Raw genomic sequence first — 14464 nt, 5'->3', positions numbered from 1 at the left:
TTATTTATTTTCTTTTTCCAAAGCTTTAATTAGAATTGATGCATAATACTTGGCACCCTCACGTTTCAAATGAATACCATCTTTGTAGAAGTAGTCGTCTTTTCCTTCACTAGCTGAGTACCAGTCTACTATGGTCGTATTCCTGAATTCACTGGAAACTTTTGAAAGGGTGGAATTCACAGTCTGCTCCCACTTTCTCGGCACACGTGTATTGACCAAAATAATCTGCTCCGCATCGCTTAACGAGTTTAGTAGTTTACGTAATTGCTTGGAGTTAAAAGCTCCATTCGTTCCCAGCTCTATGATCATCCGCTCCCCTAACCGTCCTTGTGCTCTAAGCTGATCAATTACCTCCTGTGCCTGCATCATCTGTCTGCCGACCTTTCCATCGATGACAATACCAGGGAGACTTTCTACCAAAAATGGTGCTGCATCCAAAATGACAGAATCGCCAATGGCCGTAATATTCTTTCCGGTTTGATTTTTCCCGGTTACCGCTATGTTTCCTTCTGGTTCAACTTGTTGCTCTTCAGTGTCAGGTTTTTGCTTCTCAACATCAGTCGTATTTTTTTCTACAGGTGGTACCAATGAATTGTGATCTATTGGATCTTGCGCTGTTCTCTCTTGCTGTACATTCTGCTTATCTGCAACTTCGATTGGAAGTGTGTCAGATTCAGCGTTGGATAAATATCCATTGCAGGCAATCGGAATAAGAATCAAAAAGATCATGGTCATAAGAAAGACTGGGCGGTAGCTGCGGCGTTGTTTTGCACTCCTATGGTTCCAAATATCTCTTAATGATCCCCGCCGGAGCGGCTCCTCCACATATTTGTATGATAAGGCTGCCAGTAGAAAACTTCCTGCTAACTGAAGGATAATTCGAAGCACGCCGCTCTCATCTGGATTCCCATTAGGGCTGGTAAGAATTATTACGGGATAATGCCAAAGGTATAAGCTATATGAACGTACACCTATCCATCGCAAGGGTTTACAGCCCATTTTCCGTCCAAGAGAGCTGGCAGGATGAGCAAGCACGGCAATCACTACTGCAGTAATGATAGAGATGATCAAAAATCCACCCCGATATAGTGATTCATCAAACTCGTTAACCCGGTAAACTAGCACCATTAATACCAGCAGTCCCAGAGCACCAATGATATCAAACATATAACGAGATCTTTTTGTGACTGTATTTTTAAGTTTCTGACTAGGCCATGCAACAGCAAGCGCCGCTCCAATTAGAAGTGCAAATATGCGAGTATCTGTTCCATAATAGACCCTGCTTGGATCTGTGCCCGGTACATAGAACATAGCCATGGCTAAAGCTGAGACAGCAGCACAAGCCAGAATCCAGGCAATAAGTTTACCTCGACGAGGTATGATCGTTAGTCCTAATACGAGCAGCAGCGGCCATAGAATATAAAACTGTTCTTCAATAGAAAGTGACCATAAATGTCCGATCGGAGAAGGAGGTCCAAAACTTTCGAAGTACGAAACATCATGAAATATTAACCACCAGTTATTAACGTAAAATAGTGATGACATGAAATCTCCTGTCAGCCCATTTAATCTCGTGGGATCTATGATTAAGAGCCATATGGTGACAACGATCAGCATGACTATCGTCGCCGGCAGCAACCTCCGTGCTCTACGTATCCAAAAGTCCAGAAGGTCCAATCTTCGATGACGCTCCCATTGGTTAATGATTTGGTCTGTGATGAGATAACCCGAGATCACAAAAAAGATTCCCACTCCCAGCAGTCCACCCCCAGCCCATTTCAAATTCAAATGATAGGCTATGACAGCGAGTACGGAAAAAGCTCTTAGTCCATCAATACCAGGCATATAACGCTTGTTGTCATTCATTCTGTTTCAGTCCTTACCCTTAATTTGTTGTTCATAGGCAGGACGCAGGAGCAGTTCAAAAAGTTCTTTAAACTGGCTAATCTGTTATCAAAAGTAAAAAAACACCCGCGCAAGAATTACCCTGCGGGATGTTTTTAATAAATCAAACTACTTTCACAAACTTCTAAATGGTTATTTCTGAACTTCAACCTGAAGAATTTCTGATACGAATTGAACAGGTACATAGGTTTTGTTATCTTGCAGAACAGGTGCGGCACCTAAAGCTTTAGGAGTCATTTTTGCGAAGAAGTATGAATCTTTGTTAAGCGTAACACTTGTCCACTGTGCTCCTTTCATCAACTCAGCGGTTTTGGTAGACTGATTCCATTTCAATTCATAGTTTAGTTGACTGGCCACATCACGAAGCGATACCATGAGCACGCCTTTCTTATTCGTGAAAGTAGCTACTTTTTTCAAATCAAGCTTAGTTGTATCAGTTGAACTATGATTTAAGCTGAACCGAAACTCTGGTGAACCTACATAACCTGGCGCAATGCTGTATTTAGGGAATACGATTACTAAGTTACCTTTATCGATATAGAACGACTGCTCAGTTGAAGTTCCTGTGTACTCTTCTAAGAAATATTTATCTGAATCCTTTTTAATCGCTGCCAGAATGTCTGCATCGAGCTTCTCTTTGTAGTTAGCGCCCAGTAGATCCGTTAGTGCAACAGGTTCTGCCTCAGCTATATTTTTCACATTATAAGTATCGATCCGCGGCATGCTTGTTCCACCTTCAGAACCTTCAGTAGTAACAGTCAAGGAGATAACGCCTGCTGGAGAACCTGTTCCATCTGATTTCAGATCATAAGTAATGTAAAGATTATAAGGATGATATTCCATTTGATCAGCCTGTGCTTTTTTGCCCATTTCTGCGGCGTCTTCCTCCCACTGTGCCAGATCCTTTTCAGCATGAGAGAGGATAATATCGTTCAGTTCATCTTGATAATGAGTATCCAGCATTCCTGTTAGCTGTGGTACTTTTAAATCTGCAATCAGGTATTTACTTGTTGTGTTAAGTACTTTTTCTTGCACTTTTATGCCAGCAAGGGCTGGTGCCTTCGACGGTAAAGCCGCAGAAACATTAGCTGTTACTTGTGTGGAAACCATAGCATGAACCGGTAAAGAAGCTGCACTCACTCCCATAATGGCTACACATCCAACTGCACTCATTTTAAATAGATTTTTTGTTCTTTTGTTCATATCTCGTCATCCTCCATCTCTATTTATAAGTGCCTTCCGATGACACTCATTAGCTAGGACGCAGGAGGACCTCTAAAAAGTTTGCTGGTTTTCTAATTTAAATATAATTTCTTCAACTTCTGTACCCCGTAACTCTACGTAAAAAGGCTGCACCTCATCATTTAGACAATACTCCAGCCGCAGTCTGAGGTTTTTCCATGTGACCATTTCCAATGCTTGTTCTATCGAAAAAAAAACCAACTTCTAAGCTCTCGGAACTAGTAGCAGGTTCGCCGCCGATGGCTTTCCCTAGAAATAGGTTAGTACAAATAGATCGATCAACATTTTGAAAAACTCCGCAGAACTTATTTATCTCTATATCAATGCCCGATTCTTCTTTGGCTTCCCTGATTGCTGCTTCTATAAGGGACTCCTCCTCTTCAACCTGTCCGCCTGGCAACTCCCAGCCTCTACGTGGACCTTTTATTAATAAGATTTCTTCTTGATCATTGAATACAACTGTAGCTGCTGAAAGAATATGTTTGGGGGGATTCATATCCATTGTTACCTCGCTCTAAATTTATTCTAAGCCTTAATTTATTCTGAATACAGGTCCTTTGGGTGAGAAAGGTAAGTCATTTCCCTTGGGCAAAATATAAGCATGGTCTCTTTTAAGGGTCAGCTTGTCACAATAACCATCTGTAATAATTAGAAGTGGTCCTTTTTTCGGAAAATCCTCAGCTTGTTGAATCAAATCAATAGCTGGTTGTAAGATCGTTCCCCCTCTTCCCTTCACTTGTACCCGATCCGAGATAGCCTCCGGGGGCATGTAACCTGCATCATAAGGACAAGCATCACAAAAGATAATCCGTGCAAAAGGAACATCACGAGCCTGCGCATAACTTGAAATGGCTCCTAATGCTTTGGCCAGAAGCTTTTTATCCATTGAGCCTGAGGTATCTAAAATAACTCCAAAAGTACGGCCATCATCTGCAGCACCGCTATGAACCCACTGTGGTCGAGGGATATCAGGTGTAGAAGATTGACGTCTGCTAATTCGTGAATAAGATCTGGTCTTCTCAAGCGGTGAAAAATAATGATCAAACCACCGAGCAAGCTCTACATCCCATTTAATAGGTGGCTGGCCTAGCGCTCTAATCTCTTCAACTAGGCCTGATGGCAAAAGACCGCGGCTTTGCTCTTCATGATACATCAGTCCTTGTTGCATAGCATTTTTACAGAAATCATCTAGTGTCTGTCCTTCTCTCGCATCCCAAAAACTTGATGAACCGTTATCTAAAATGTCACCAAGTCCATTCCCTCTCAAGGTTGCCAGTTTCTTATAAGTGCGGATATCTCCGACCATACGATCATAAATCGTTTCAGCAGATAAACCTTTAAGCTCAGGATCTAATAAGAGTCCAATTCGCGGATACTCCCCTACACTCATTTCTACTAGCCATAGATTTATTACGTAGTCACAAGCCACATTCCAAAGATAATGATCCCGGCCAAGACATCGCTCGTGATGCTGAAGCCCCGCGTGCAGAAGCTCATGCGCCATCACGAAAATACACTCCTCATCGTTTAGTCCGGCTGCAGGGTTCATAAATATTTTGCGCTCAATAACGTCAATGGCAGCTATGGAAATATCAAATCGCCGACATATCGCTGGATCTTCTATAATCTCAAAGCCGGCGGCAAGCGCACCTAATAAAGGATATCTATCCATAAACCATCGTTTTGCACGTTGTGGAGCGGTTAATGAAAGTGTAGGGTCACTAATAGTATTAGCATGGCCTCCAGCAACACTTACTGCATTCGTCACAGCATTAGATAACCCATAAGCAAAATAGGCTTCCCAATCCGGTGCTTTTCCCCAGTATCTTTTGGTGGTTTCTCTAACATTCATATCCAGTTTTGAAACACCCGCGGTCCCAAAATATCTGGAGGTGTCCGGAATTCCTTTTATCATAAACTGCTCGTAAAGCTGTTGTTCATCTTTAATTGTAAGATCAATTCGCGACTCCATATCTGCGGGTACTTTTCCAAGCTTCAAGTCATTTAAAAACTTTGCTATGTACACATCACATGCAACGTTCCACGCCACTTGATTCTCTTTAATCTTTAAATGTCCAAGACCTAAATGAAGAAAACAATGTGCCAAAACGTATATCCATTCAGCAACCTCGCCACGCCTTTTAGGATGAGTGTAAATATAACCGTTATTAGTGACAATTGCCCAGCCGTCTTCAGGATAGGGACTATTTTCATTATGAATAATCGAAGCTCGAACAGATAACGGCGCAAAAATAGGATGATCCGCGATTAACGAACATGCTTCATTAAAATTTTTCAAAGCGGGATTATCTGGAGTTGTTTTTTTAGCCATATTTACCCCCGCTCTTTTATTGCAAGACGTGGTAAATCACGTACAATTTCAACCATTAACCAATCTGGAATATTATCACTTTGTTCCTGCTTAGCAACTACTAGCTGTGCAATTTCGAAGCTAATGACGGACAAGTCTTTAATCAGCTTTTTAACAGTGTGTGCAAATTGGCGATGTCCATCTCGTACGTTATCTTTAATCGGAGGGAGTTCTTTGATAATCTGGGCACGCAAGGATTGCGCCAGGAAATACAGGAGATCCCGATCTTCTGGAGCCGTTGGAAATGAGGATTTACCATCTATAATTTGATTAAGTTCATATTTTCCAGTTAGATTTTTATAAAAAGCCCTGAATTGTGTGGCGTGAGCAGGTGTCAGTGAACCATTCGCTAAAATCCCCACGGTATCCGCATTTATATCATCGCCAAACTCATGTAGTGCATCACTAAGCATATGCCAAGAGCGTGGCGTGGAGAAAGGCTCTTCAGTCTTTGGAGGTGCACTCCACAAATGATCGGGACGCAATTCCAGATATTCAATAACCATAGGATGAATGTTATGCTCATATGCCCAAGAGATCCAATTTTGAAACGATACATTTAACTGTATATGGAACATCCGATTGATAAGCGCGGAGGACATAGGTTTAACAATTGCACTATCTTGTGCACGGTTACCAGCTCCTATTACTATAGAGCCCTCAGGTAGGTGATAATCGCCTATGCGGCGTTCGTGGATGAGACTATAAAAAGCTTTTTGCACTTCTTGAGAACAGGCATTAAGCTCGTCCAGGAACAAACAATAAGGTTCATCCCGAGCAATCATTTTTGGAGGACAGAATTGGCTCTTACCGTTAACGATTTGCGGGACTCCAATGATGTCTTCAGGTGCTAATTGAGAACCTAATAGAGACACACAAGGAAGACCCACCTGATCAGCAAAAGCTTCTACTAGCGAAGATTTCCCAATACCAGGCGCCCCCCAGATAAAAACAGGGCGAATCACAGAAACGTTTAGAAGTACTTGCATAAGTTGAATAGGTGTTACAGGAGTTGCTAGATTCAAATAAATGCTCCTTTTTTAATGTAATGATAATAACGATAACTATACACAGTATAACAAATAATTCATTAGCTCAGGAACGAACTTCAACAACAATATTATCAACCCACTCTATTTCATTCGAAAAAACAAACCTTTTCTTGACGAGATATAAAAAAGGATGATATATTGTTTCACGCTTTAATAATTAAGTAGTTAATCATTTAGTTGTTATCTAAAATTTAACGGAATTACTTATTCCGCCCTATTTCATAACTTTAGGAGGCGTGATTTGGCTAATAATGAAGATTTTCTTCAGATTTCTACTATGTTCAAATCCTTTTTAAAAGGAATCTCTCAAGATTGGAACAAACAAGACTACCCCCTAAATATTACACAGTTCAAAACCCTCAGGACTTTATCTAAGAACGGTCCACAAAACGTATCACAGATTGCTGCAGCTCTTGGTATTACCTCAGCAGCAATTACAGGCGTAACAGACCAATTAATCGCTGAAGATTACGTAAATAAGGAACGCGCCAAGGATGATCGAAGAGTGGTACACATCACCATTACGCAGAAAGGAGAAGCAACGATTAAAGAGGTGCAGGAACGCCATCAAGAACTTATGGAATCTTACTTTAAGATACTGCCCGATGAAGATATTGAGCATTTAAGAAGAATTTTCGCAGTTATAATTTCTGATTTAGACAAAAGATAAAATTTAAAAAGTGGCGGGGAAACAATCGAATGGAACATTTATCCAGCAAACGAAAACTTAGTATTATGATAGCTATTATGGCTGCAATGCTGTTCGCAGCGATTAATCAGACAATTACAAGTACTGCTATGCCGCGTATAATCGCAATTCTTGATGGCATGGATTACTATACTTGGACTATTAACATTTATTTATTAACATCAACAATAGCAACCGTTCTTGTCGGTAAGTTATCTGATATGTTCGGACGTAAACCCTTTCTATTAGCAGGAATTCTATTATTTATGGTTGGGGCTTTTCTGACAGGAACATCTTCCGATGTTTATCAATTTATCATTTATCGTGGGATTCAAGGGGTAGGTGCAGGTATTATTCAATCCACCGCATTTACTGCCGTAGGTGACTTATTCCCTCCGCGTGAACGTGGTAAATGGATGGGGTTGATGATGGCCGTATTCGGTTTCTCCAGTGTGCTTGGACCAACGCTTGGAGGCTTTTTGATCGACAATATGGATTGGCATTGGCTGTTCTGGATCTTCCTACCGCTTGGTGTAGTGGCCTTCGTGATGATTCTTACCTTATTTCCTAAAGGCAAACGCGGAGAGTCAACCAGCATCGACTATTTAGGTTCCTTGTTAATGACAACTACCATCGTTCCTCTACTGCTTGCCTTCACCTGGGCAGGTACAGAATATGATTGGGGTTCTTCGCAAATTCTCGGCCTGTTGGCGGGAACAGTCGTTTCGGCACTTCTCTTTATTTTTGTCGAATCCAAAGCTAAAAATCCAATTCTCCCGCTTCATCTATTTAAGAATAGTGTAGTTACCATATCTAATATTATTGGTTTTATTATGAACTTCGGTATGATGGGAGCTATGATCTATCTTTCCTTCTTCGTACAAGGTGTTCTGGGGATCTCCGCGACATATGCAGGGTATGTTACTATGCCAATGTCGATCGTTATGGTTGTAGCCAGTGCCCTTACCGGTCAAAAGATGGCGAAAAAAGGGAAGTATAAACGTTACGCATTAATTGGAATACCCATTATGATTGCCGGTATGACAATTATGGTATTTATGAATAATGTACCGATGGCTGTCCTAAGTATGATTGTGTTTGGTCTTGGGTTGGGATTGGGGATGCCAGTATTCTCACTAGCTACTCAAAATGCGGTTTCACACACCGAACTGGGTGTAGTAACGGCCTCCTCACAATTATTCCGTAATTTAGGCGGTACGATCGGTATCGCAGTCATGGGTACCGTTATGTCCAATAGTCTTACTAAAAACTTGAAGGAAGCTCTGCAATCGTCATCAGCACCGGATTTCACACAGATAGATCCAAAACTTGCTGAGCAAATGCTCTCCTTCGCTAATCCACAGGCATTAATGAACAAACCATTGCTTGAACAGACTCAAGCTAGTCTGCCAGCCGATGTACAGCCTGTCTTCTTACAAATGATTGAGGGTATCCGTGATGCTTTAGGACAGACATTGTCATCCGTGTTCTTAACCGGGACCATTGTGCTTGTTGTAGCTTTCGTGCTTGTCTTCTTCCTGAAGGAGCTTCCACTTCGTACTTCTAACCAAATGCCAGTTCCTGAAGAAGCTGAACAGGACCTGTCAAACATGAAATCTTCAAAACTTGCAGTGGATAAAGCCTAACCGCAAATTATTTTGAAGCTGACTATAAAACAACAAAAACTGCAACGTACTCATGCGTAACTGAGTAAGTTGCAGTTTTTGTGTTGATCTATTATTTTACAGGTGAAAGCTCATCTTCTGTTACCCACTTATGATTTTTCACTTCATCTCCACCCGTAGTAGGTTTGTAATTAATCATATAGACAGTGGTTTTTTCTGCTGAGTTAATCTGAGCCGTTGCACCCTTCATATCTTTCATATGATCAGCTTCCATAATAACCTCTGAGCCTGGTTGATAGGATATATCCTCTGCTTCTTTTATTTCTTCATGAATAATCCACTTATGATTTGTGACCGGTTGACCTCCTGTAGTAGGTCTATAGGAAACATTATATGCTGTCGTCTCATAAGCTCCCACAATTGTCGCAATGGCTCCCTTCATCCCTTCCATATGGTCAGTTTGGATCACAGCTTCACTTCCTACTTTGTAAGTAGGATTCTCCGCTACCCTCAGATCTTTTGGAACTTCACCTGAACTTGAATGTGAGTTATGTTCCATTTGTGTATCGTTAGAAGACATCTGATTGCCATAGCTATTGTCATTACTACAAGCACTTAAGCTGAAAGCAGCTGCGACGACTAGTAGAAATAATTGCTTTTTCATATAAAAGACCTCCGAAATTTTATCTGCCTATAAGTATTATTTTACCCATTTCAGAAAATCACAAACGGAACTAAGGATTTACAGTTTGTAAAACAGTAATTTATTTTCCATTAAATGAATGTTGTCTCAATGATTAAACTATATTTATAATGTTTTCTGAAAGGAGGCTACTATAATGAAGACCAAAATATTCACTTTGTTGCTTCTTTTGGGTCTGGTGAGCATGGCTACTATGATCGGTTCTGCTAATGCAGCTCCGCTATTAACCATAGGAAGTTCTTCAGGAGATGTATGGGATCTACAATATAGATTAAAAACCCTTGATTTCTATACTGAGCCCTTAGATGGGGTATACGGATCACAAACGAAAGCAGCGGTTGCTAAATTTCAAAAGGCCTATGGCATAAGCGCTGATGGAATTTCGGGGACAAAAACTTGGAATATTTTAAAAAAACACACACTTAATATTAATGAAATGGATATTTTGGCTAAAGTTATCTACAGTGAGTCTCGCGGTGAGCCTTATGTTGGACAAGTTGCAGTGGGTGCAGTAGTCATGAATCGTATACAATCTAGTCAATTTCCTGACAATATTAATGAAGTTGTATTCCAAAAAGGAGCTTTCACAGCCGTATCTGACGGCCAGTATTGGCTTACACCAAATCAGACAGCTTATTTAGCTGCTCTTGATGCTGTTCGAGGTTGGGACCCCACAAACCATTCAATCTATTATTTCAATCCCGATACAGCAACTAGTGCATGGATTTGGTCACGTCTGCAAAACTTAAAAATTGGTAAACATATATTTGCAAGTTAAACGCATCAAATAGCTAAGATCAACAAAAGCCGATCTAACTACGATAGTTAGATCGGCTTTTATTATTAAACCTATTCGGTTGTGTTAGAATCCATTCCAAGCACTAAAGCCACCAAATATTGCAGTGAATTGTACTAATAAGCTTTTGCTTTTAGGAATGAATTCTTAAACATAACTTCGAAATCCCCTTTTATGGATTCGATAATTCTGATTGGTTATTGAATGTAAAAATCATCTTTAATTCATCATCATATGACTTCCCGCATTCCTCTAAATAACTATCCCCAGTGTATTCTTTTAAAGTTTTCCTCCAAAAATGCTGTGCTCTCCTATTTGTATCCGTGGGATTCGTTTGCAGCTCCCAGTTACCCAAATGAAGCTTAAAGACTTCTTTAGCCGCATATTCAGCGATCCCCTTACCACGGTAGGGCCGTAGAATAAAAAATTCATTCAAATAGAATTCACAAACAGACGGTGTGTATGGTGGTGTAGCAACTAATGCAAACCCTACTGGAATATCATTTTCTTTTATTAAATAAGGATACAAAATGCCAGCTTTCTCCCACCAAATGTCGAAGACTTTATTCTGTTCCTGTAGTGTCTGTGTCTCGTCCTCCTCGAATACCCCGTATCGATTAGGAATCGTCCCCCATATTTCTGATAGATCGTGTAAGTATAGTGGGTAAAGGTTGTTAATAATAAACTTCGAGGCACTGTCAGTTAAGGTGATTGTGATATTCATGTCGTTCCCTCCCTACCTTCTGTCGAATTCCTGAATATATTTATGGAGATCACTCAAATATTATGGTTACTGGAACAAGCTTAATCTCCATCATACCTCCACAAGTTCTTGTCTAATGTCACTTCTTTTTTAGTATAATTACGACCTCGCTCTAGTTATATGCCATATTCGATTAGAATTAATTTTTATATAATGTCACCATTTATATTTGATAATTAAGTTAACCGTACCTACTGTACTTCTATATACTCGTCTTAACTTTCGCGGATACAGTACAAACCTCACGCATATTATAATTGTATAAAAATGGGAGGTGCGCTCAGATATGCCGGATCCTTTTGTTTCGAGATCTCTAGATGAAATAAGATTCTGGTCACGAATCATGAAAGAACACTCTTTTTTTCTTAAATTAGGGTTTCGTTGTGAAGACACGCAACTAATTAATGAAGCAAACCAATTCTATGTCACATTCGAAGCCATAGAGAATAGATCACTCGGATTTACTGTGGATTCTGATCCAGCTGTAATACGGAAGTTTAATGAGGAAGTTCATAGTGCAGCTTCACATATCTGGGCGTTTAAAAGAAAAATACTAGGTCTAATTCTACAATGTAAGCTTCCAGGCGGAACGAACTTCCCCTTATTAGTGGATCATGTCAGTAGGGAAGCCAACTATTTTCGAAATCGACTGGAAGAACTGAATCAGGGTAGGTTAGATCCTTTACCAGACGCAATTATTAATGAAAATGTATTCTTCCTACGTATAATGGCAGACCATGCTAAATTCATTGGTCATTTATTGGACCCCTCTGAACGTCAACTTGTTGAACAAGCAAGAAATTTCAGCCATGACTTTGATGTTTTGCTGTATCAAGCTATTGATCTTAGCTCCATGCGTCCTCAATCCCAAACCAAACCCCTGCTCAGTCAGCAACTTGACGAGAATAAAGTCTCAGTTAAATCTCTCCGTGACTTTAAGAAAACGGCACGTGATCTTATTGAGGAATGCCGAATAAAGAGCATCATCCATCCATTGCTTGCAGATCATGTATTCCGAGAAGCAGAACGATTCCTGTATATAATTGATGCATTTGAAGCCTCTTTGAATATGAATAAACAAATCGTATAGCATTACATGAAATCTATTTAAAAGCGATTAAGTTGCAATTAGAAGCAATGACAATGATGAAAGAAGCACTATACAAAACAAAGGTTTCTAGTACAGCTATTAATGCCGCAAATAAAAAGATGGATGAAGGCGTGAAGTATGAAGGACAGTTCGTAGATGGGATCAATAAATATCGGAAAAAGTATGGTATTTAAGATTAAATTATTATTAAATTCCAAAAACCACGTCAGAGTTTCCTCTAACGTGGTTTTTTTGGATGCTATTTTTTTGAATAAACAATTTTCTTAATACTATCCCTAGATAGGCAATATTCATCTGAAAGCTGGTCAACCGTTGCACCCACAGCAAACCTTAGACAGATTTCGATGTTTCTAGATCTTAAGTATTTTCTGCTCCCTGACTTTTCGCCCCATTTTACATGTGATTCTTCAGGCTTAGGGATATAAACCATACCCCCGTTGATATATTTCTGAATTTCCTCTAATAATTCTTTTGGGAAAATCGTATCTGCATTTACATATTTCATAATCGCTCTGCTCCTTAAACTTTTTATGAGTTTGAAGGTAGCAAAGTCTATTCTTTAAACAACCCATGCACACTGCACTAGCGGTAAAATCAATTTTTCGCTCTATACAAACAACCGCCGTTGTTTATAAGTCTAGACTTTGCATAGAGCTGATCGCTAATCTTCTCACGATTGTACACCCTCCTTTTTAATGTGAAATTACTTGTTCCAAAATACGCTCTGCTGTTTTTTCTCCATTCGCAATACAATCTGGAATGCCTACACCATAATAGGAGCATCCAGCAAGGATAACATTAGGATACCTGTCTGTCATCTTCTTCTCTAAGGATACTACAATTTGATGATGAAGTTTATGGTAGTTTGGCATTACATCATGCCATTTGGTCACATCGTAGGTAGCTGGCTGTCCTGTTATCCCGAGACTGGTCTGTATATCTTTCAAAGCCACCTTCAATAGTTCCTCTTCAGATAGCTTGATCAACGAATCATAATGAGGGTTTGAGCTTTTATAAAAGAGTCTGACAAGCAGACGCTGTTGTCCTGACGTATGCTCCCACTTGCGACTTGTCCACGTACACGCATTACATAGAACATCATCGCTGTTGGCAGTGATGAACCCTGTGCCATTCGCAGGCAGCTGACTGTCGGGGATATCAAATCCTAAATATACACTAATCATAGAACTATTATATAACTGATTGAAATCTTCATTTAGTTCTTCGTCTTGAAGTAGCGCTTGTGCAGTAGAATGCATCGTTCCAAGTACGACAACATCGGAGTCTATGATTCGTCCATCTGCCAAAGTTACCTGGTACTGCTCTCCACGCTTCTCAATTCTTTCGGCACGAATCCCTTTGATGATCTCCAAATTAGAAAGATGTTCTTCCATAGAGTCGATCAAGGCAGATACACCTCCCTTGAATGACATGAACTTCTTATCACCATTCCCTTGAAATTTGGCTTTATTTGCGGATAAGCCTTGAATAATACTGCCGTATTCATTCTTATAATCAATCAAATAAGGCAGCGTCGAGGCAATTGTAAGTTCGCTTAGCTTCCCGGAATATACACCTGAAAGAACCGGTGAAATTTGCTTCTCGACAAGTTCTTTACCAAAGAAAGCTTCTAGAAAATCACCCACGGAATCGTTTTTCGTAAACTTATTATTGGGAGTGTAGAAATCTTTGAGTGCTTCAACCTTTCCTTCAGCTGAGATCAGTTCTGTTGTAGCAAGCGACTCCATACTGAGCGGAATGCCAAAGACTGCATCTTTAGGAATTTGCTTCAGTTTACCTTCTGTATAAATAAAGGATATTCCTGTCGCGTTATATACAACCTCATTTTGTATACCCAACTCTTCAATCAGAGGTGCAACATTCGTTTTACGGGTGACAATAGAATCTGCCCCAGACTCCATAATGAAGTCTTCTTGTTTTAGTGTTCTGATTTTGCCGCCCAGTCTATCGCTGGCTTCAACCAAAACGATTTTTACATCTAGCTTGTTATGCTCTATAGATTTCTGTAAATAGTAAGCGGTAGACAATCCAGTAATTCCCCCGCCAATCACGACAACTGTTCTCAATTCGTTGACACCTACCTCGTGGTTATAATCTGTATCAATTCAATTGTGTACATTATATCATAGGAATTTATAAGAATTTACATATCAACGTGTCAGATATGACACAAAAAAGCCGCGTTAA

13 protein-coding genes and 1 pseudogene are annotated in these 14464 nt (G+C 40.1%); 5 read left to right on the top strand and 9 right to left on the bottom strand.

The features are described from left to right. From NYE58_RS17715 to NYE58_RS17695, 5 genes and pseudogenes are all read right to left on the bottom strand, one after another. Nucleotides 1–1866, bottom strand: coding sequence for an acyltransferase family protein (locus NYE58_RS17715; protein WP_341002501.1), 1866 nt, complete (start codon nucleotides 1864–1866; stop codon nucleotides 1–3). Between the two features lie 171 nt (nucleotides 1867–2037). Continuing rightward, entirely contained in the window at nucleotides 2038–3108 is a 1071-nt protein-coding gene (locus NYE58_RS17710; protein WP_076276468.1) for a stalk domain-containing protein, read from the bottom strand. Between the two features lie 72 nt (nucleotides 3109–3180). Then, nucleotides 3181–3643, bottom strand: a pseudogene (locus NYE58_RS17705) (NUDIX hydrolase). 36 nt (nucleotides 3644–3679) lie between these two features. Further along, the gene (locus NYE58_RS17700; RefSeq protein WP_076276467.1) at nucleotides 3680–5479 is read right to left on the bottom strand and encodes a vWA domain-containing protein; all 1800 of its coding nucleotides are present in this window, start codon (nucleotides 5477–5479) and stop codon (nucleotides 3680–3682) included. Nucleotides 5480–5481: 2 nt separating this feature from the next. Then, nucleotides 5482–6543: an AAA family ATPase gene (locus NYE58_RS17695; protein WP_076190418.1), complete on the bottom strand. Its 1062-nt coding sequence runs from the start codon at nucleotides 6541–6543 to the stop codon at nucleotides 5482–5484. A 268-nt stretch (nucleotides 6544–6811) separates the two neighbouring features. Between NYE58_RS17695 and NYE58_RS17690 the strand changes: the two genes are divergently transcribed. Next, nucleotides 6812–7240: a MarR family winged helix-turn-helix transcriptional regulator gene (locus NYE58_RS17690; RefSeq protein ID WP_036678010.1), complete on the top strand. Its 429-nt coding sequence runs from the start codon at nucleotides 6812–6814 to the stop codon at nucleotides 7238–7240. Nucleotides 7241–7269: 29 nt separating this feature from the next. Next, a complete protein-coding gene (locus NYE58_RS17685) occupies nucleotides 7270–8904 on the top strand; it encodes an MDR family MFS transporter (RefSeq protein ID WP_076276465.1) in 1635 nt (544 codons plus the stop codon). Nucleotides 8905–8995: 91 nt separating this feature from the next. Here the strand turns inward: NYE58_RS17685 and NYE58_RS17680 are convergent, their stop codons facing one another. Continuing rightward, nucleotides 8996–9547: a YdhK family protein gene (locus NYE58_RS17680; RefSeq protein ID WP_341002500.1), complete on the bottom strand. Its 552-nt coding sequence runs from the start codon at nucleotides 9545–9547 to the stop codon at nucleotides 8996–8998. Nucleotides 9548–9722: 175 nt separating this feature from the next. On the opposite strand from NYE58_RS17680, the gene NYE58_RS17675 reads away from it, so the two are divergent. Beyond that, complete coding sequence (locus NYE58_RS17675; RefSeq protein ID WP_445671763.1) at nucleotides 9723–10364, top strand: cell wall hydrolase; 642 nt, start codon at nucleotides 9723–9725, stop codon at nucleotides 10362–10364. A 190-nt stretch (nucleotides 10365–10554) separates the two neighbouring features. On the opposite strand, the gene NYE58_RS17670 is transcribed toward NYE58_RS17675, so the two are convergent. Next, nucleotides 10555–11106, bottom strand: a complete 552-nt coding sequence (locus tag NYE58_RS17670) for a GNAT family N-acetyltransferase (protein WP_076280377.1) — start codon at nucleotides 11104–11106, stop codon at nucleotides 10555–10557. Between the two features lie 325 nt (nucleotides 11107–11431). Between NYE58_RS17670 and NYE58_RS17665 the strand changes: the two genes are divergently transcribed. Beyond that, nucleotides 11432–12235, top strand: a complete 804-nt coding sequence (locus NYE58_RS17665) for a DUF2935 domain-containing protein (protein WP_341002499.1) — start codon at nucleotides 11432–11434, stop codon at nucleotides 12233–12235. 47 nt (nucleotides 12236–12282) lie between these two features. Further along, nucleotides 12283–12429: a hypothetical protein gene (locus NYE58_RS17660; protein WP_172628817.1), complete on the top strand. Its 147-nt coding sequence runs from the start codon at nucleotides 12283–12285 to the stop codon at nucleotides 12427–12429. Between the two features lie 65 nt (nucleotides 12430–12494). Here NYE58_RS17660 and NYE58_RS17655 read toward each other — a convergent pair whose 3' ends face one another. Continuing rightward, nucleotides 12495–12761: a CD3324 family protein gene (locus NYE58_RS17655; RefSeq protein ID WP_038570858.1), complete on the bottom strand. Its 267-nt coding sequence runs from the start codon at nucleotides 12759–12761 to the stop codon at nucleotides 12495–12497. 187 nt (nucleotides 12762–12948) lie between these two features. Continuing rightward, nucleotides 12949–14343, bottom strand: a complete 1395-nt coding sequence (locus NYE58_RS17650) for a protoporphyrinogen oxidase (RefSeq protein WP_076276460.1) — start codon at nucleotides 14341–14343, stop codon at nucleotides 12949–12951. Nucleotides 14344–14464 lie beyond the last annotated feature (121 nt).

It is taken from the genome of Paenibacillus sp. FSL L8-0708 (genome assembly GCF_038009325.1).
GTDB lineage: Bacteria > Bacillota > Bacilli > Paenibacillales > Paenibacillaceae > Paenibacillus_AQ > Paenibacillus_AQ odorifer.
This window is presented reverse-complemented; position numbering and strand designations above follow the sequence as displayed.

Bases quoted from the DNA above. Each gene is read 5' to 3' on its own strand.
- NYE58_RS17715 (WP_341002501.1), bottom strand. From the start codon at position 1,866: ATGAATGACAACAAGCGTTATATGCCTGGTATTGATGGACTAAGAGCT.
- NYE58_RS17710 (WP_076276468.1), bottom strand. From the start codon at position 3,108: ATGAACAAAAGAACAAAAAATCTATTTAAAATGAGTGCAGTTGGATGT.
- NYE58_RS17700 (WP_076276467.1), bottom strand. From the start codon at position 5,479: ATGGCTAAAAAAACAACTCCAGATAATCCCGCTTTGAAAAATTTTAAT.
- NYE58_RS17685 (WP_076276465.1), top strand. From the start codon at position 7,270: ATGGAACATTTATCCAGCAAACGAAAACTTAGTATTATGATAGCTATT.
- NYE58_RS17680 (WP_341002500.1), bottom strand. From the start codon at position 9,547: ATGAAAAAGCAATTATTTCTACTAGTCGTCGCAGCTGCTTTCAGCTTA.
- NYE58_RS17675 (WP_445671763.1), top strand. From the start codon at position 9,723: ATGAAGACCAAAATATTCACTTTGTTGCTTCTTTTGGGTCTGGTGAGC.
- NYE58_RS17670 (WP_076280377.1), bottom strand. From the start codon at position 11,106: ATGAATATCACAATCACCTTAACTGACAGTGCCTCGAAGTTTATTATT.
- NYE58_RS17665 (WP_341002499.1), top strand. From the start codon at position 11,432: ATGCCGGATCCTTTTGTTTCGAGATCTCTAGATGAAATAAGATTCTGG.
- NYE58_RS17660 (WP_172628817.1), top strand. From the start codon at position 12,283: ATGACAATGATGAAAGAAGCACTATACAAAACAAAGGTTTCTAGTACA.
- NYE58_RS17655 (WP_038570858.1), bottom strand. From the start codon at position 12,761: ATGAAATATGTAAATGCAGATACGATTTTCCCAAAAGAATTATTAGAG.